15 protein-coding genes and 2 pseudogenes are annotated in these 16859 nt (G+C 69.1%); 9 read left to right on the top strand and 8 right to left on the bottom strand.

Going from position 1 to position 16859, the window contains the following annotated elements:
* Positions 1–89: 89 nt before the first annotated feature.
* Positions 90–452, bottom strand: coding sequence for a hypothetical protein (locus tag ACHMW8_RS01010; RefSeq protein ID WP_062099714.1), 363 nt, complete (start codon positions 450–452; stop codon positions 90–92).
* A gap of 288 nt (positions 453–740) precedes the next feature.
* Between ACHMW8_RS01010 and ACHMW8_RS01005 the strand changes: the two genes are divergently transcribed.
* Positions 741–1220 carry a DUF305 domain-containing protein gene (locus tag ACHMW8_RS01005; protein WP_062099713.1) on the top strand — a complete coding sequence of 160 codons (480 nt, stop codon included), beginning with the start codon at positions 741–743 and terminating at the stop codon, positions 1218–1220.
* A 35-nt stretch (positions 1221–1255) separates the two neighbouring features.
* Here the strand turns inward: ACHMW8_RS01005 and ACHMW8_RS01000 are convergent, their stop codons facing one another.
* Both ACHMW8_RS01000 and ACHMW8_RS00995 read right to left on the bottom strand, forming a co-directional pair.
* Complete coding sequence (locus tag ACHMW8_RS01000; protein ID WP_062099712.1) at positions 1256–1894, bottom strand: isoprenylcysteine carboxylmethyltransferase family protein; 639 nt, start codon at positions 1892–1894, stop codon at positions 1256–1258.
* Positions 1891–2160 (bottom strand): DUF2933 domain-containing protein, encoded by a 270-nt coding sequence (locus tag ACHMW8_RS00995; RefSeq protein WP_062099711.1) that lies wholly within the window; start codon positions 2158–2160, stop codon positions 1891–1893. The genes ACHMW8_RS01000 and ACHMW8_RS00995 overlap by 4 nt, the downstream gene beginning before the upstream one ends.
* A gap of 81 nt (positions 2161–2241) precedes the next feature.
* On the opposite strand from ACHMW8_RS00995, the gene ACHMW8_RS00990 reads away from it, so the two are divergent.
* The 4 genes from ACHMW8_RS00990 to ACHMW8_RS00975 all read left to right on the top strand — a co-directional run bounded on the left by ACHMW8_RS00990 (position 2242) and on the right by ACHMW8_RS00975 (position 7020).
* Positions 2242–3825, top strand: coding sequence for an MBL fold metallo-hydrolase RNA specificity domain-containing protein (locus ACHMW8_RS00990; RefSeq protein ID WP_395444503.1), 1584 nt, complete (start codon positions 2242–2244; stop codon positions 3823–3825).
* On the top strand, positions 3822–5360 hold the full coding sequence (locus ACHMW8_RS00985) for a thymidine phosphorylase family protein (protein ID WP_062099727.1): 1539 nt from the start codon (positions 3822–3824) through the stop codon (positions 5358–5360). The genes ACHMW8_RS00990 and ACHMW8_RS00985 overlap by 4 nt, the downstream gene beginning before the upstream one ends.
* Positions 5357–6241, top strand: a complete 885-nt coding sequence (locus ACHMW8_RS00980) for a ribose-phosphate pyrophosphokinase (RefSeq protein ID WP_062099709.1) — start codon at positions 5357–5359, stop codon at positions 6239–6241. The genes ACHMW8_RS00985 and ACHMW8_RS00980 overlap by 4 nt, the downstream gene beginning before the upstream one ends.
* A gap of 152 nt (positions 6242–6393) precedes the next feature.
* Complete coding sequence (locus ACHMW8_RS00975; protein ID WP_062099708.1) at positions 6394–7020, top strand: response regulator transcription factor; 627 nt, start codon at positions 6394–6396, stop codon at positions 7018–7020.
* A gap of 31 nt (positions 7021–7051) precedes the next feature.
* Here ACHMW8_RS00975 and ACHMW8_RS00970 read toward each other — a convergent pair.
* Both ACHMW8_RS00970 and ACHMW8_RS00965 read right to left on the bottom strand, forming a co-directional pair.
* Positions 7052–8819: pseudogene (locus ACHMW8_RS00970) on the bottom strand (oleate hydratase).
* Between the two features lie 60 nt (positions 8820–8879).
* Positions 8880–11170 (bottom strand): annotated as a pseudogene (locus tag ACHMW8_RS00965) (heavy metal translocating P-type ATPase).
* 434 nt (positions 11171–11604) lie between these two features.
* On the opposite strand from ACHMW8_RS00965, the gene ACHMW8_RS00960 reads away from it, so the two are divergent.
* The 4 genes from ACHMW8_RS00960 to ACHMW8_RS00945 all read left to right on the top strand — a co-directional run bounded on the left by ACHMW8_RS00960 (position 11605) and on the right by ACHMW8_RS00945 (position 14284).
* Positions 11605–12930 (top strand): PAS domain S-box protein, encoded by a 1326-nt coding sequence (locus tag ACHMW8_RS00960; protein ID WP_395444502.1) that lies wholly within the window; start codon positions 11605–11607, stop codon positions 12928–12930.
* A 10-nt stretch (positions 12931–12940) separates the two neighbouring features.
* Positions 12941–13141 carry an ATP-binding protein gene (locus tag ACHMW8_RS00955; RefSeq protein ID WP_395445859.1) on the top strand — a complete coding sequence of 67 codons (201 nt, stop codon included), beginning with the start codon at positions 12941–12943 and terminating at the stop codon, positions 13139–13141.
* A complete protein-coding gene (locus tag ACHMW8_RS00950) occupies positions 13131–13754 on the top strand; it encodes a response regulator transcription factor (protein ID WP_066681842.1) in 624 nt (207 codons plus the stop codon). The genes ACHMW8_RS00955 and ACHMW8_RS00950 overlap by 11 nt, the downstream gene beginning before the upstream one ends.
* An 80-nt stretch (positions 13755–13834) precedes the next feature.
* Positions 13835–14284 (top strand): response regulator, encoded by a 450-nt coding sequence (locus ACHMW8_RS00945; protein WP_062099703.1) that lies wholly within the window; start codon positions 13835–13837, stop codon positions 14282–14284.
* Here the strand turns inward: ACHMW8_RS00945 and ACHMW8_RS00940 are convergent.
* The 3 genes from ACHMW8_RS00940 to ACHMW8_RS00930 all read right to left on the bottom strand — a co-directional run bounded on the left by ACHMW8_RS00940 (position 14278) and on the right by ACHMW8_RS00930 (position 16819).
* Positions 14278–14715 (bottom strand): DUF411 domain-containing protein, encoded by a 438-nt coding sequence (locus ACHMW8_RS00940; RefSeq protein WP_062099702.1) that lies wholly within the window; start codon positions 14713–14715, stop codon positions 14278–14280. The two genes, ACHMW8_RS00945 and ACHMW8_RS00940, sit on opposite strands and share 7 nt — an antisense overlap.
* Entirely contained in the window at positions 14712–15938 is a 1227-nt protein-coding gene (locus ACHMW8_RS00935) for an MFS transporter (protein ID WP_395444501.1), read from the bottom strand. Before ACHMW8_RS00935 ends, ACHMW8_RS00940 begins: the two co-directional genes overlap by 4 nt.
* Before the next feature lie 95 nt (positions 15939–16033).
* On the bottom strand, positions 16034–16819 hold the full coding sequence (locus ACHMW8_RS00930; RefSeq protein ID WP_156449520.1) for a copper resistance protein B: 786 nt from the start codon (positions 16817–16819) through the stop codon (positions 16034–16036).
* Positions 16820–16859: the final 40 nt, after the last annotated feature.

The raw sequence follows: 16859 nt of genomic DNA, 5'->3' as shown, positions 1-16859 counted from the left end.
CCAGCCGGCGAAAGCGCGGGCGATCACGCGCGCCCGGCAGGACCGGGGCGTGAAACCAGCGATGGCGGGGATCGGCCCTCGGGCCGGTCCTAGGCGATCGTTCGGGGGGGCGGATCTTCGGGGATGAGGCGGTGGGTGCGGCCGCTGGTGTTGGACCAGCGGGTCTCGACGCGATAGCCGACGGCGATCGGGGTCTCCGAGCCCGGGCAGGGGGCCGCAACGGACAGGGCGCAACTGATCGCGCAGGCCTTGGCGCAATCCTTGGCCGACATGGTCTTGCCGTGATCGCAGCAGGGCTCGGCCTGGGCCACGTCGTCGCCGGCGGGGGCCATGGCGATCATGCTCATCGCGTCCATGCCGGCCATGTCGCAATCAGCCCGCGCGGCGTTGACCGCCAGCGGACTGAACGCGAGGGCCACGGCGGCCAGGAAAGCGAGCGCATGCCTTAGCATCGGGCGAGCTTAGCGCGGTCACACGGCCTCGTCATGTCCGGACAATCCCCGAATGCGATTTGCCGCGACGCGCGCGGACTGGCGACGGCTTGGAGGCGGGGCCTGAAAGCCGCCATCTGGTCCAATACGCAGCGGCCTGGACCATCCCTCGACCTTTGGCGCGGTCGCGGTGAATATTTTCAGAGGCGGAACGGGGGCGCCGTTCGCCGGTTGTGGGAGCATCGCAACCCGCTGGAAAACCTCGCCCCGGCGCGTGGTTGCGCCGGGCTCCAGGAGCGGAAAACAGTCATGGCCGAGCACCACGCGCCCAAAGACCATCAACACCACAGGCCCTACCTGCGCCTGGCCGCCATGACCGTGCTGTCGTTCCTGGCCATGTATGTCCTGATGTACGCCATGGTCGACAGGGCCGCGAACATCCATCCAAGCTTCAACCAGGCCTACATGGCCGGCCTGATGACCGCGCCGATGGTCATGCTCGAACTCGTGCTCATGGGCATGATGTATCCGCGCAAGGGCCTCAACCGCGGCTTGGTCGCGTCCAGCCTCGTCATCGGGGTCTTGTGCTTTGCGGCCATTCGCCAGCAGTGGCTGGTCGGCGACCGCGAGTTCCTGCGCTCGATGATCCCGCATCACGCTGGCGCGATCCTGATGTGCGGACGCGCGCCGGTGAAGGATCCTGAGATCCGCAGCCTTTGCGCCACGATCATCAAGGGCCAGCAGCAGGAGATCGACCAGATGAGCGCCATGCTCGCGCCCCTTCGCTGAGCATCGCCCGGTCGCCCCCGCGGCGATGGCGGGGGTCAACGCAACGGCCAGCGGGGGATGAAGGCGGGAACCCGCGCCCTGTAGTCGCGATAGGCGTCGCCGAACTGCGCCAGCGCCGCCTGCTCCTCGTGACGGGCCAGGCGGACGTACATCACCACCAGCACGGGGAACATCGCCAGCGTCAACAGCGTGGGCCACTGCAGCAGGAAGCCTAGCATCACCAGGATGAAGCCGGCGTACTGGGGATGGCGCACCCTGGCGTAGACCCCCGTGGTGGCCAGCTCCCGGTGGCGCTGACGGGCGTGCAGCGCCACCCAGCCGACCGAGATCAGCCAGAACCCGGTCCCGATCAGCACGAAGCTGGCGATATGGAACGGTCCGAAGTGGGGATTGACCCGCCAGCCGAACATCATCTCCAGCAGGTGGCCGGCGTCGTGGCTCCACCAGTCGACACTGGGAAAACGCGACTGCAGCCATCCCGAGAGCAGGAAGATGGTCAGGGGGAAGCCGTACATCTCGGCGAACAGGGCGACGATAAAGGCGCTGAACGCGCCGAAGCTGCGCCAGTCGCGGCCGGTCGCGGGCTTGAAGAAGCTGAACGCGAACAGGATGAAGACGGCGGCGTTGACCAAAGCCAGTCCCCAGAGGCCGTAGCCGTAACCGGGATGGGTCATCGCCGCTGCCTCTCGACCGGTTCGTTGGGATTGGCCGGCGCGTCCGCCGGGATGCGGCCGGGCGCGTCCTCTCGCCCGTGCTGATGGGCGCCATGGCCATGGTGCATGAACAGGTGCATCAGCGGACAGGCCAGTAGGAGCAGATAGGGCAAGACGCCGAGCACATGCGCGGCGTGCTCGGTGGTCAGGAAGAAGCCGGCGATCAGCAGGAACCCGACCAGGACGATCGTTCCGCGCCGACGCAGCTTTTGGTGTTGAACATCCATGGATCGCTCACTTCAGGCCTTGACGCCCTATCATAGGCCCGCGACCCGGGCGCCAAGTATAGGTAGAGGCCGCAGCGGCGGGTGGGGGCGGCGCCGCGGGTCCCCGGAGGCAGGCGGCGATGTCTGCGGCCTTTGCGTATTGGCCCGCGGCGACCGAGCCTGAAAGGCTGCGCGGCGAGCATCATCACCAGAGGCAAGCCGCCCATGCACAGGAACAGGAAGAAGCAACGGCTCCACGGCAATTTCGGAACGGCCGCCCTTGAACGCGAAGCGCGCATCGACCTTGCCGAGCGGCCGGCCGGCGGCCTTGCCGTGGCCTTCCTCGGCGCGTCGGGCACGGTGACGGGCTCGCGCTACCTGCTGGACGACGGCCAGACCCGGATCGTGGTCGATTCCGGTCTGTTCCAGGGGGCCAAGGACCTGCGCCGCCTCAACTGGGCGCCGCTTGCGCCCGAGGTGGCCGACGTCGAGCAGGTGCTGCTCACCCACGCCCATCTCGACCATTCGGGCGCCCTGCCACGCATGGCCCGCCTGGGATGGGATGGGACCGTCCTCAGCACGCCGGCCACGGCGGCCCTTTGCCAACTGCTGCTCGCCGACAGCGGGCGCATCCAGGAGAAGGACGCGGAGTTCGCCAACCGCCACGGCTTCTCGCGCCACGATCCGGCGCTGCCGCTCTACACGGAGGCCGACGCGCGCCTGGCCCTGCGGCTGTTCGAGACCATCGGGTTTGGCGAATGGCGCTCGCTCGCCGACGGGATCAGGACGCGCTACCATCGCGCCGGCCACATCCTCGGCGCGGCGTCGATCGAGATCGACTGGAAGGGCCGGTCGGTTCTCTTCTCGGGCGATATCGGGCGCTATGACGACGCGGTGATCAAGGACCCCGAACCGCCGGCGCGGGCCGACTACGTCATCGTCGAATCCACCTATGGCGACCGCCGCCATGACCGCGTGGATCCGTCGCGGGCGCTGGGAGACCATATCGAACGGTGCATCCGACGCGGGGGAACCGTGGTGATCCCCGCCTTCGCGGTCGGTCGCGTCCAATCGCTGCTCTATCATCTGTCCCGTCTGCGCGCGGACGGCCGGCTGCGTGATGCGCCGATCTATCTGGACAGCCCGATGGCGATCGACGCCAGCGGGCTGATGTGTGATTTCATGGACGAACACAGGCTGAGCCGCGCGGCATGCGAAGCCGCGTGCGGCGTCGCGCACTATGTGCGCGAAGTCGAGGAATCCAAGGCGCTGACCGCGGACGCCACCCCCAAGGTGATCATCTCGGCCAGCGGCATGGCGACCGGTGGCCGCGTCGTGCACCATCTCAAGCGGTTCGCCCCGGATGAGCGCAACCTCATCCTGTTCTCCGGCTTCCAGGCGGCCGGCACGCGCGGCGCTGCGCTCGTCTCGGGGGCCCGGACGATCAAGATCCACGGCGAACACGTCCCCGTCCACGCCGAGGTGGCGAACCTGACCATGCTGTCGGCCCACGCCGACAGCGACGAGCTGATGCGGTGGCTGGGCGCCATGCAGGCGGCGCCGCGGCATGTCTATGTCACCCATGGCGAGCCGGCCGGCGCGCAGGTCCTGGCCAAGCGCATCGGCGAGGAACACGGCTGGCCTTGCACCGTCCCGACCCTCGGCAGCTGGGGGCGGCTGGCGTGAGCGTCCCAAGGCACGAGCAGGCCGACGCGAGGCCGGCGTCGGCCACGCTGCGCGCGCGTCGCATGGGGCTCACCGCGGCTGGCGGCGACATGATCGCGGTGATGCGGCACGACTGCCCGGTCTGCCGGTCCGAGGGCCTGGGGTCGCGCGCCCAGGTCGTCCTGCGCGCCGGCGGCCGCGAGGCGGTGGTGTCCTTGTTGCACAGCTCGGGCGACACGCCAGACCCCGGCGAGATCGGCCTTTCCGAGACCGCATGGGCCCGGCTCGGGGTCAAGGCGGGCGACCGCGTGGAGGTCGCCCACGCTCCGCCGTTGGCCTCGCTGCGGGCGGTGCGCCGCCGGATCTATGGAGAGCGCCTGAGCCAGGCGGCCTTTTCGGCGATCGTCGCGGATATCGCCGAGCATCGCTATAGCGACGTCCACCTCTCGGCGTTCGTCACCGCCTGTTCGGCGGCGCCGCTCGATCAGGCCGAGACGATCGGACTGACCAAGGCCATGGTCGAGGTCGGCGAGCAGTTGAGCTGGCCTGGGCCGATCGTCGTCGACAAGCACAGCGTCGGCGGCTTGCCGGGCAACCGCACCACGCCGATCATCGTCTCGATCATGGCGGCCGAAGGCCTGGTCATGCCCAAGACCTCCTCGCGCGCGATCACCTCACCGGCCGGCACCGCCGACACCATGGAGGTTCTGGCGCCCGTCGACCTCGACATCGCCGCGATCCGCCGGGTGGTGGCGCGCGAGGGGGGCTGCATCGCCTGGGGCGGGGCGGTTCGGTTGAGCCCGGCCGACGACGTGATCATTGGCGTCGAGCGGGCGCTCGACATCGACGCGGTCGGCCAGCTGGTGGCCTCGGTGCTGTCCAAGAAGATCGCCGCCGGCGCGACCCACCTGGTGATCGACGTTCCTGTGGGACCGACCGCCAAGGTGCGGAGCCTGGAGGCCGCGCGGGATCTCGAGGCGGCGCTCACCTCGGTGGCCGCCGCCTTCGGCCTGCGCACGCGGGTGATGTATGGCCCTGGGGCTGAGCCGATCGGACGCGGCATCGGGCCGGCGCTGGAGGCGCTGGACATACTGGCCGTGCTTCAAGGCGAGCCCGGCGTCGAGGATCTCGCCCATAGGGCCTGTGAACTGGCCGGGGGATTGTTCGAGCTGGCGGGCGTGGCGGCCCCTGGCGCTGGCCTCGCGCGCGCGCGGCAAAGCCTCGAGAGCGGCCGCGCCTGGGCCAAGTTCAAGCGCATCTGCCAGGCCCAAGGCGGCATGCGCTCGCCGCCGGTCGCCCGCTTCCAGCGAGACCTGACCGCGCCCTCCAGCGGCCGGATCGCCAGCATCGACAACCGCAAACTCGCGACCGTCGCCAAGCTCGCGGGCGCGCCGATGGCCAAGGCGGCCGGGGTGGCGGTCCACGCCCGGCTCGGCCAGTCGATCGTCGCGGGGTCGCCCTTGTGCACCCTTCACGCCGAGAGCCCCGGCGAACTGGACTATGCGGCCGCCTTCGCCTTGAGCGACGGGGCGATCTTCGCGATCGCGGCGCCATGACGCCGCCGATCGTCTTCGCCTTGGACGGCGGCGAGCGCCTGGCCCAAGCCCTTGGCCCAGCGCTCGGCGCGGAGGCAGGGGTCCTGCTGCAGCGCCAGTTTCCAGATGGCGAGACCTACCTTCGGATCGACAGCGACGTCACCGAGCGCGATGTCATCCTGGTCTGCGGCCTCGAGCGTCCGGACGCGAAATTGCCGCCGCTGCTCTTCGCGGCGGACACGCTGCGCGAGCTTGGCGCGCGCGGGGTGGGCCTGATCGCGCCCTATCTGGCCTACATGCGCCAGGACACCCGTTTCCATCCGGGCGAGGCGGTCACGTCGCGTATTTTCGCGGCGGTGCTCTCGCGCCACCTCGACTGGCTGGTGACCGTCGATCCCCACCTGCACCGCCATCACGCCCTGGCGGAGATCTACCGAATCCCCAGCCAGCTCGTTCACGCCGCGCCGCTCATGGCGTCGTGGATCAGGCGGAACGTCGCCCGACCGGTGATCGTCGGGCCCGATCTGGAGAGCGAGCAGTGGGTGGCGCAGGTGGCGGCCGGCGCCGACGCGCCGTTCCTGGTCTGCCAAAAGCAGCGGTCCGGGGATCGTGAGGTCGACATCTCGATCCCCAACGCCGGCGCCTTCCTGGGCCGCCAAGCCGTGCTCGTCGACGACATCGCCTCGTCGGGCCGCACGCTCGCCGTCGCGGCCCGCCAGCTCAAGGCCCTGGGTTTTGCGCCGCCGGACTGCGTCGTGGTGCATGCGCTGTTCGCCGGCGACGCCGCCCAGGTCCTGGGCGAACACGTCGCGCGCATCGTCAGCACCAACACGGTCGCCCATGCGTCGAACGCCATCGACATGACGCCGGCGATCGCCCAGGCCGTGCGCGCCCTGCTGTGAACGGCGTTCGCCAATCCTCGGCCAGCCGCCGGGAGGCGAACGGCGAAGCCTCTTGACCCTGGACCCCGGTCCAACCCGCACAAGGCGTCCGCGAAGCGGCGCCGCATTCGCCACTGCAGCCTGGCGCCCGCTCAGTTCGCCTGAGGAGGCCCATGGGGGACAAGCGTGTCGTTCATATCGTCGACGACGAGGAGACGATCCAGCGGTCGGTCGGCTTCATGCTCCGCGCCACGGGCTTCAGCGTCGAGACCTATCCGTCGGGGACGGCGTTTGTGGCCGTCGCGACGCAGGCCAAGATCGGCTGCGTCATCCTGGACATGCAGATGCCGGGCCTGGGCGGGCTTGAGGTTCAGGTCGCCCTGGCCGATATCGGCGTCGACATGCCGGTCGTCGTGCTGACCGGCAATGGCGATGTCGCCCTGGCGGTCCGGGCGATGCGGGCCGGGGCCGTCGACTTCCTGGCCAAGCCTGTTGAAAAGGCCATGCTGCTCGAAGCGCTCCATCGCGGCTTCGCGCGCATCGACCGGGCCGATGGCCGGGCGGCCGAGGAAGCCGAGGCGCAGGGCCGCGTCGAGGCTCTGTCGCCGCGCGAGCGGGATGTCCTCGAAGGTCTCGCCCAGGGGCGCGCGAACAAGGCCATCGCCTATGATCTCGGGATCTCCTCGCGCACGGTCGAGGTCTGTCGCGCGAGCCTGGCACGCAAGCTCGGCGTCCAGACCTTGGCCCAGACCCTGCGGATCGCCTTCGCGGCGGGGATGGGACGGCCGCCGCGAGCCTAGACGCTCGCCGCGGCGGCCGCCCCGGCGATCGCTAGTCCGCGATCAGATGAAACCGCTCGACCAGCTTGGCGATCTCGGTGCCTTCCAGCGTCTTCAGCAGCAGCTTGCGCAGGATGGCGGGGCCGGGGATCTCGATGCCCTCGCCATCCCGCAGCGGCGCGACGGCGGCGAGCAGAGTGCGAATGTCATAGGTCGAGTTGAACACTTCGGGCACGCCGCGCTCGACATCGAGCAGCGTGTAGACCGCCTCCATCGGCGTGCGGACCGAATACTCCGTGGTGAAGATGCAGTCGCGCTGCTTGGACTCGGCGAACTGGCCGATGAAGGCGAAATTGACGGCCCCCGCCGGGACCACGTCCGGCCGGTCTCCGGCCTGGCGGGGCATGAAGAAGGCGGTGATATAGGGCATCATCACCGGCACGGTCCTGGCGCCGCTCGCCGCGAGATCGGCGATATCCTCGAACCGGGACGCCGAGGTGATAGAGCCATTCCTGGGTGATCTCCTCGCCAGTGCAGGCCTGCATCGGCTTTTTCACATAGTCGCCGGGCCGATCGACGAACAGGGCGTAGAACCAGGCCACGAGCTGGTCCTTCGGCTGCTTCTTGAAATGGGGCTGGCGGCTGACCGTCCAACTCAGCAGCCAGCTCGAATCCTTGGCCGTGACGATGCCGGCGGTGACCACCTTGCCGCTGAACGGATCGCGCTTGGCGATCTTGCGGATGTACTGCGGAATACGCGCGTCGAGCGTGGTGATGGTCGCCGACGCCCATTTGGTCTGCGCAATATGGGCCCCGAACACGTCGGGACGTCCGAAGGCCGGGTCCTTGGCCGCGATGCGCCGCCACAGGTCCCAGGCGGGCGCCGGGCCTTGATTCAGCTTGGCCGGGGTCTGATGGTCGCCGCTGTCGGAATTTTCGGTCAGCGACCCGATGGTGATGAACACCAGATCGTCGGGGCCAAGATCGACGCCGCCCTCGGCGCCCTTCTCGATCCAGCCGATCCGCGTCGCCTGCTTGCGTTCGGCGTCGATCGCGAAATCGATGTCGGTGACCTGAACGCCGTAGCGGAACCGGACGCCCTGATCCTGCAGCCACTTGACCAGCGGCAGGACCATCGACTCGTACTGATTGTACCGGTTGAACTTGAGCGACGAGAAGTCGGCGAGCTGGCCGATGTGGTGGATGAAGCGGTGGAGATAGAGTTTCATCTCCAGGGCCGAATGCCACTCCTCGAACGCGAACATCGTACGCCAGAACAGCCAGAAATTGCTCTTCAGGAAATCGGGGCCGAACACCTCGTTGATCCGCTTGTTCTCCATCTCTTCGCGGGTCGCCAGGAAGACGGAGAGGAGCTCTCGTTGGGCCTTGTCGTTCAGCGTCAGCAGCGCCTTGTCGGGCACATCCTGCCCGCGGCTCTGCGTGACCCGCTGCAGCGAGACGTTCGGATCGTCCTTGTTGAGCCGGTAGAATTCGTCGAGGACGCTGGCGTCTTCGATCTCGAGCGAGGGGATCGAGCGGTAGAGATCCCAGAGGCACTCGAAATGCGCCTCCATCTCGCGCCCGCCGCGGATGACGAACCCCTTTTCCGCCACGTCCAGGCCATCAAGGGCGCCGCCGGGAAGCTCCAACTCCTCGAGAAGCGTGATGCGCTCGCCCGCGACGCCGCCGTCCCTGATGAGGAAGGCCGCGCCCGCCAGGCCGGCGAGGCCCGCGCCGACGAACCAGGCCGTCGCCCTGTCGGCCCGCTCCGGCTTGCGGGGACGGACGAACGCTTCATAATTTCCGCGGCTGTAATGCATTGGCGGGCTCCTAGGGGCGGCGAGCGGTTTGGGCGGCGGCTTCGGGACGAGCGCGCATGCTCATATCTTCTGCCGATTGAGCCGCAGCGCGTTGGTGACCACGCTGACCGAGGACAGCGCCATCGCCGCGGCCGCGATGATCGGCGAGAGCAGGATGCCAAACAGCGGATAGAGCACGCCGGCCGCCACGGGCACGCCCGCGACGTTGTAGATGAAGGCGAAGACCAGGTTCTGGCGGATGTTGGACATGGTCGCCTGGCTCAGCCGCCGCGCCTTGACGATGCCGTTGAGGTCGCCCTTGAGGAGGGTGACGCCCGCGCTCTCGATCGCCACATCGGTCCCCGAGCCCATGGCGATGCCGACATCGGCCGCGGCGAGGGCCGGCGCGTCGTTGACGCCGTCTCCGGCCATGGCGACCACGCGCCCCTCGCGCTTGAGACGCGCGACGACGGCGCTCTTCTGGTCGGGCAGGACCTCGGCTTCCACTTCCTCGATGCCCAGACGCCGCGCGACCGCCTCGGCCGTGGTGCGGTTGTCGCCCGTCAGCATCACCACCCGGATGCCTTCGGCCTTGAGGGCGGCCAAGGCTTCGGGCGTGGTCGCCTTGACGGGGTCGGCGATGGCGAAGGCGCCGCCGACCCGGCCGTCGACGCCGATGAAGATCGCCGTGGCCCCGTCGCGGCGAAGAGCGTCGGCCTGCTCCGCCAGGGCCTCGGTCGCGACGCCCTCGTCGGCCAGGAACCGGGCGTTGCCGAGCACGATGCGGCGGCCCTCGACGGTTCCCAGCGCGCGCGCGCCCGGTCGGGGAATCGAAATCGCTGACCTCGGCGACCGCGACGCCGCGCGCCTTGGCCGCTTCGACGATGGCCAGCGCCAGCGGATGTTCGGACGCCCGTTCGACGGACGCGGCCAGCCGCAGCAGTTCGACCTCGTCAAACCCCGCCGCGGGCACGACCTGCGTGACCGCCGGGCGGCCCTCCGTCAGCGTGCCGGTCTTGTCGACGACCAGCGTGTCGACCTTCTCCATATGCTCGAGCGCTTCGGCGTTCTTGATCAGGACGCCGACGCCCGCGCCCCGGCCGACGCCGACCATGATCGACATCGGCGTGGCGAGCCCCAGCGCGCAGGGACAGGCGATGATCAGGACGGCGACGGCGGCCACGAGTCCGTAGGCGAAGCGCGGCTCGGGCCCCCAGACGCTCCAGGCGATGAAGGCCAGGACCGCCACGCCGATGACGACCGGGACGAACCAGCCGGAGACCTGGTCGGCCATGCGCTGGATCGGCGCGCGCGAACGCTGGGCCTCGGCGACCATCTGGACGATGCGGGCGAGCATGGTGTCGCGACCGACCTTGTCGGCGACGATGACCAGCGCGCCGGTCTGGTTGAGCGTGCCGCCGATCACCTTGTCGTCCTTGGCCTTCGTGACCGGCATGGACTCGCCGGTGACCATCGACTCGTCCAGCGAGGAACGGCCGTCCTCGACCACCCCGTCGACCGGGACCTTTTCGCCGGGCCGCACGCGCAGACGATCGCCGACCGTCACCAGATCGAGGCTGACCTCCGCCTCCGACCCGTCCGCCGCGATGCGGCGCGCGGTCTTGGGCGCCAGATTGAGCAGCGCCTTGATCGCGCCCGATGTGCGCTCGCGCGCCCGCAGTTCGAGCACCTGGCCCAGCAGCACCAGCACGGTGATCACCGCCGCGGCCTCGAAATAGACCGCCACCACGCCGTCGGTGTTCTGGAACGCGGGTGGGAAGACCTGGGGCGCGAGCGTGGCGACGACGCTATAGATCCAGGCCACGCCCGTCCCCATGGCGATCAGCGTGAACATGTTGAGGTTGCGGGTCTTCAGCGAGGCCCAGCCACGCTCGAAGAACGGCCAACCGGCCCGATAGGACCACCGGGGTAGCCAGGGCGAACTGGACCCATATCGAAACCGGCATCGGGATGATGTGATGCAACGCGGGGAATAGATGGCCGCCCATCTCGAGGATCAGCACCGGGATGCTGAGAGCCAGACCGACCCAGAAGCGGCGGGTCATGTCGATCAGCTCATGGCTGGGACCGGCGTCGGCGGTCACCGTCGCCGGTTCGAGCGCCATGCCGCAGATGGGACAGGCTCCGGGATGGTCCTGGCGGATCTCCGGATGCATGGGGCAGGTCCAGATGACGCCTTCGGGCGCGGCCGACGCGGCCGACGCGGCCGGCGCGCCGAGATAGCGGTCGGGATCGGCGATGAATTTGGCCCGGCAGCCCGCGCTGCAGAAGTGGTGCGGCTTGCCGGCGTGCTCGGCATGGTGCGCGGTCTTGGCCGGGTCCACGCTCATGCCGCAGACCGGGTCCTTCACTTGGTCGGCCGCCGGGCGCCATGCGCCGTGGGCTTGGTCTCGTTCATCCGCGCGTTCCTTTCGCCAGCAGTCCTTGTAGGGTCTGAGATCGTGCCGGGGTCAATACGTACTCTCCTCAGACCCGCGGCTGGAGAGGGCAACAGGCCGCGAGGCGTTCGACAAGCCGCGCGGGCGCCAAGCAACGGCGCGGCCGCACTTTGCGCTGAAATTCTGAGGGGACCGGCCGGCCCGCGCGTAAACGCGATAGGACCCCGCGGATACAAGCGAGACCGTGACCCATGGATGCACTATCGGACCCGCGCGCGTGGGGGCTGAAGGCTGGCGCGCGGCGTTGTCGGGCGGCCTGCCGGTCCGGCCCCGCGGGGTGTCGCCAAGCTCGCGCTCGCGCCGCATCGCCGCGCCTGCGCGCCGCGGATCTGGCCTGAGCCGGCGGCATGCGCGACCAGGATCAAGGCCCCGAGGCGGGCGTGGCCGCCGTCGAGCAGCTTGCGCGGCTGTTTCTGCGCCAGGCCGGCGGCTATGTACTGACGCTGCTTGCCGCCTCGGGACGGGTCCTGAGCTACAATATCGGCGGCGAACGGATCGAATGCTGGTCAGCCGATCACGTCGTCGGCCAGCAGCACGATGTCTTCTATCCGCCCGATGAGATCCACGCCGGGCGTCCCCGGGCGGATCTCGCCGCGGCCTTGCGCGACGGCGTGCTGGAGCGCGAGGCCTGGCGGGTCTGCGAAAACGGCGCTGAATACCTCGCCCGCCTGACCGTCACGCCGCTGTTCGACGCGGGCGCGCATCGCGGCTTCGCCTGCATCGCCCGCGACATCACCGACGAGGCCGCGGTGCGCGCCTCCATCGAAACGCGCGAGCAGCATTTGCAATCGATCCTGGCGACGGTGCCGGACGCGATGATCATCATCGACGAGGCCGGCGCCATCACCTCGTTCAGCGCGGCGGCCGAGCGCCTGTTCGGCTATCGCGAGGCCGAGCTGATCGGCCGCAATGTCGCGTGTCTGATGCCCGAGCCGGGCCATGGCCGGCACGACGCGTACATCAACCACTACCTGCAGACCGGCGAGCGCAGGATCATCGGCGTCGGCCGCGTCGTGGTGGGGCTGCGACGTGACGGGTCGACCTTCCCGATGGAGCTTTCGGTCGGCGAGGCGGGCGAGAACGGCCAGCGGCTGTTCACCGGCTTCATTCGCGATCTGACCGCCAAGGAGCAGGACGAACTGAAGCTGAAGGCGCTTCAGGCCGAGCTGGTTCATGTCTCCCGGCTGAGCGCCATGGGCACCATGGCCTCGACCCTGGCGCATGAACTCAACCAGCCTCTGGCGGCCGTCTCGCTCTATCTGGAGACGATCCGCGACATGCTGGAAGCCGAGCAGGGGGAACCCTTCGCCACCTTTCGCCGGGTCATGGACGAGGCCGCGCAGGAGACCCTGCGCGCTGGCCATATCGTGCGCCGCCTGCGCGACTTCGTGGCGCGCGGCGAGGTCGAGAAGAGCCTGCACGACCTGGCGCAGGTGATCGGCGACGCCGGCCAGCTGGCGCTCGTGGGCGCGCGCGAGCGGGGGGTGCGCAGCTTCTTCGATTTCGATCCGGCGGCCACGCCCGTCCTCGTCGATCGGGTGCAGATTCAACAGGTCCTGGTCAACCTTATGCGCAACGCCATCGAGGCGATGGCGGACACCCCGATCCGCGACCTGAGAATCGCCACGCGCCTGCGCGGCGACGGCCTGATCGAGGTCACCGTTCGAGGATAGCGGGCCGGGCATCGCCGAGGACATCGGCGAGCAGCTCTTCACGGCGTTCGTCTCGACCAAGGCCGACGGCATGGGTCTGGGGCTCTCGATCTGCCGGACCATCATCGAAGCGCACGGCGGGCGGATCTGGGTCGAGGCGCCTGAGCGTGGCGGCGCCCGGTTCCATTTCACCTTGATCCACGCGGGGGCGGAGGAGGATTATGGGGGATAGGCGGATCATACACCTCGTCGACGACGAAGAGGCGATCCGGCGCGCGGCCGGGTTTGCGTTGAAGGCGGTCGGCCTTGGCGTTGAGACCTACGCCTCGGGTGTCGAATTTCTGGCCCGGGCCCGGCCCACGACCCAGGGCTGCGTCATTCTCGACGTGCGCATGCCGGCGATGGACGGCCTGGAGGTGCAGACCGCCATGGCCGAGCGCGGCATCCAGATGCCGGTCATCGTGCTGACGGGTCATGGCGATGTGTCGGTCGCGGTGCAGGCGATGAAGGCCGGCGCCGTGGATTTCCTCGAAAAGCCCTTCGAGAAGGCCGCTCTTCTCCATGCGGTCGAGCGAGCATTCGCGCGTATCGACGACGCCGACGTCCGCGCGATCGAGGCGTCGGACGCGCAGGTTCGCATCGCCAGCCTCACCCCTCGTGAGCGCGAGGTGCTGGAGGGCTTGGCCCAAGGCCATCCCAACAAGACCATCGCCTATGACCTTGGATGCTCGTCACGCACCGTGGAGGTGCATCGCGCCAGCCTGATGACCAAGCTGGACGTGCGCAACCTGTCCGAGGCGCTTAGGATCGCCTTCGCCGCCGGGATGGGCCGCAAACCCAAGTGACTGCGACGTTTACGTAGCGACCCGGAGGCGGCGGACATGCGACGGTCACCAGGCTTTCAACCGGATGCCTTCATCGCGCGATGTTATCGGTCAGTTCCTCGCCGCGCGATCGCCGCTATACGGTCCTCGTCTCCGACGATGATCCTGGCGTGCGACGCGGCCTCCTCCTCATGCTTCGAGCCCGCGGCTACACGGTGAGCGGCTACACCACGGGGAGCGCCCTTCTGGCTGATCCGCGCGCTAGGGAAGCCGATTGCGTGATCCTCGACTACCGGATGCCCGACATCGACGGCCTGACGCTCCTGGATCATCTCCGGCGCCAGGGCTGGCGCGGCGGCGCCATCCTGATCTCCGGCTTCTACGACGAGGATCTCGAGCAACGCGCGCGCGCGGCCGGCTTCGATCAGGTGATCCCCAAGCCGGTGATCGGCCGGGCGGTGCTCGAAGCCTTGCGTCAGGCAGTCGGGGATGTCGCGCGACGCGCATTGACCCGACGCCAGCCCATGGCCCTGACCGTTGGAGGTCAGTAGCGGGCGAAAACCCGCGCGCCGGCCGGCCCGAAGGCCACGACATCGTAGTGTTGCCGCGCCCCGCTCGGCGCCGCCATGCCCTCCGAGCCGATCGGCATGCCGCCGACGGCGAGCCCCTTCACGCCAGCCGGCCGGGCGGCCAGGAGACGCTTCACCTCGGCGACCGGCACATGACCTTCGATAACGAAACCGTCGATGATCGCGGTGTGGCAGGAGGAAAGCGCCGGCGGCAGGCCGGATTGGCGCTGCAGGCGCACGCGGGCGACCTGATCCCTGACGATGACCTTTCTGTCCAGTTTCGCACGGACGGCCTGGGCCCAGGCCTCGCAGCAACCACATCCAGGGTCGCGATAGAGCAGGATGTCGCCAGCCGCCAGCGCGGCGCTGGGCAAGGCGAGCAACAGCAGAACGGCGGCGAGGCGGATTTTCATGGGCGGACTCCTTGGCGTGAAGCTGGGCGCGTGGCGGACGCGGCTCTCGGACGTGGCGGCGCTGTCACGCCCTTTCCCCGGCTGGATGGACCGGTGTCGCCGTCCGGCGCCATATCGCCGGCAGAAGCGCGAGCAGACCGAGCGACAGCCAGCCGATCGCTTCGACGACGGCCGCTTGCCGATGGGGTGACACGACGGCGAGCGACATGGGCGCCAGCGCCTGGCCGAGGCTCGCGGCTGTATGCTGCAGCCCAAGCATGACTCCAGAGGGCCGCATGGGGCCGCTGATCCAGAAGCTCGTGACCAGCCGAAGACTGGCTGAGCTCCAGCCGGCGACGGCGATGAGACCGGCCATTTCGACCACGGTCGTTCCAAACCGAAAGAGAAACAGCGACAGGGCTAGAAGCGCGAGCGTGAGGCAGGCCAGGCGTTCGAGGCGCGGTCACCAGCCAGGTGACGCGGGTGTGGAAAAGCTGAGCCGCCAACATCGCCAGCCCGCAGAGACTGAGCATCCCGGCGATCGCCTCGCGGCTCAGCGCGCCCTCGGAGCGGGTCACGAGCAGACTGACATGCATGGCGGCGAGTCCGCCGCCGCCGACGATGGTGACAAGCAGGAGGACAAGCGTGACGACGCGCGGCGGGGCTTGCAGGCGACGTCCCTCGGGACGGGCGGCACAGCGGGCCGGCAAGCGCACAATGCCGGTCGTCAGCGCCAGCGCCAGCACGGCGATGACGAGCGCGAGCACCAACAGCGGCGTGCGGGGAAAGAGCGACGCGGACGCTTCGGCGAGCAGGGGGCCGAACAGGTCGCCAAGAAACATGAAGGCCGTCAGCCAGGTGAAACGCCTCGCCTGCTCGTCCCGGCCACCGGGTGCGAAGTTCGTTGACAGCAGCGCCAGCGGGATGATGGCGGCCGCGGACAGCCCAGCCAGCAAGCGAAGTCCATACAGCATGGGGAGCGGGACCGCCCCGACCGGCGCGGTCGCCAGCGCGAGGACGACCAGGGCCGTGCGCAGAATGATCCGGTAGTCGATGCGGTCGGCGAGCCATCCCCAGAGCGGCGCGAAGACGAGCGCCGCCAGCGGGTGGGCCGCCGTCAAACTCGCGACATGGACATCGTGGATGCGCAGCGCCAAGTCGGCCTGGCCTCCGTCGACGAGGGTCGGGAGAAAGGCGAGGACGGCGGTCTGGCCCGCAGACGCCGCCGCGACCGCGAGAAGCAACAGGATCGACGCAGCCGTCTGGCTCCGGCCAGGGCTATCGTCCGCCGCAGAACACGTCAGGCCGTCTTCCGGTCGCCAAGGCGCCGCGCAGCGCCTCACCACCATGATCGCAAGCCGACAACCACCCGATGCTCGGCCGGGCGCTGGCGATCGGCACGTCGGAAGTCGGCGGTGTCGTCCAGCGCCCGCTCCCAGACGAAGCCGACATAGGGCGCGAATTTCCGCGAGACCTCGTAGCGCAGCCGAGCGCTCAGCTCGACGTTGCTGAAGCCGCCGCCGAGCTCACGGTCGGTCGAGCGCTTGGAATAGAGGTTGGTTTCGACCTGCGGGGTCAGGATGAGGCGATTGGTGAAGCGGACCTCGTAGGCGCCCTTGGCGCGAGCGCCGAGGCGGCCGTCGTCGCCGACGTAGCCGGTCAGCTGGACATCGAACCAGTAGGGCGCCAGGCCCTCGACGCCGGCGGCGAGCCAAGTGGTCGCCCCCTTGCCGAGATCCTGACGAACGCCCAGCAACGTGCCCCAGAACGGGCTCTTGCTGCGCCACCACAGCGCCTCGACGCTGCTCTCCGGATCGAGGCGATCCTTGGAGTTCTTGAGGCCCTGGCTGCGCAGCCAGAGCTTGCTGTCGTCCTGGCCCTGGGTGACGAGGACGGTCCAGCCGACGCCCTGCCCCTCGTTGCCGCTGGCGAACTCCAGTTCGTCAACGAGAACCTTGGGGATCGACAGCTTGTCGGCCATCTCGTAGCCCGGCAGCGTCGAATTGCGATAGCCGTCCGCATAGTCGTCGGAGTTGCGGGCGTCCGGCGGAGCCTTGCCGCCCTGCATCCGTCCCATGTCCATGGTCATGCCGCCGGCGGGCGTCCCCGCGCCGGACATATCCATGCCGGACATATCCATGCCCGCGTGATCCGCAGGCGCCGCG

The sequence above is a fragment of the Caulobacter sp. UC70_42 genome (assembly GCF_044056025.1).
GTDB lineage: Bacteria > Pseudomonadota > Alphaproteobacteria > Caulobacterales > Caulobacteraceae > Caulobacter.
The sequence above is the reverse complement of the archived record's forward strand: the minus strand, read 5'-3'. Positions and strand labels throughout refer to the sequence as shown.

Bases quoted from the DNA above. Each gene is read 5' to 3' on its own strand.
- ACHMW8_RS00945 (WP_062099703.1), top strand. From the start codon at position 13,835: ATGTTATCGGTCAGTTCCTCGCCGCGCGATCGCCGCTATACGGTCCTC.
- ACHMW8_RS00975 (WP_062099708.1), top strand. From the start codon at position 6,394: ATGGGGGACAAGCGTGTCGTTCATATCGTCGACGACGAGGAGACGATC.
- ACHMW8_RS01010 (WP_062099714.1), bottom strand. From the start codon at position 452: ATGCTAAGGCATGCGCTCGCTTTCCTGGCCGCCGTGGCCCTCGCGTTC.
- ACHMW8_RS00940 (WP_062099702.1), bottom strand. From the start codon at position 14,715: ATGAAAATCCGCCTCGCCGCCGTTCTGCTGTTGCTCGCCTTGCCCAGC.
- ACHMW8_RS00995 (WP_062099711.1), bottom strand. From the start codon at position 2,160: ATGGATGTTCAACACCAAAAGCTGCGTCGGCGCGGAACGATCGTCCTG.
- ACHMW8_RS00930 (WP_156449520.1), bottom strand. From the start codon at position 16,819: ATGGATATGTCCGGCGCGGGGACGCCCGCCGGCGGCATGACCATGGAC.
- ACHMW8_RS01000 (WP_062099712.1), bottom strand. From the start codon at position 1,894: ATGACCCATCCCGGTTACGGCTACGGCCTCTGGGGACTGGCTTTGGTC.
- ACHMW8_RS00950 (WP_066681842.1), top strand. From the start codon at position 13,131: ATGGGGGATAGGCGGATCATACACCTCGTCGACGACGAAGAGGCGATC.
- ACHMW8_RS00980 (WP_062099709.1), top strand. From the start codon at position 5,357: ATGACGCCGCCGATCGTCTTCGCCTTGGACGGCGGCGAGCGCCTGGCC.
- ACHMW8_RS01005 (WP_062099713.1), top strand. From the start codon at position 741: ATGGCCGAGCACCACGCGCCCAAAGACCATCAACACCACAGGCCCTAC.
- ACHMW8_RS00960 (WP_395444502.1), top strand. From the start codon at position 11,605: ATGCGCGACCAGGATCAAGGCCCCGAGGCGGGCGTGGCCGCCGTCGAG.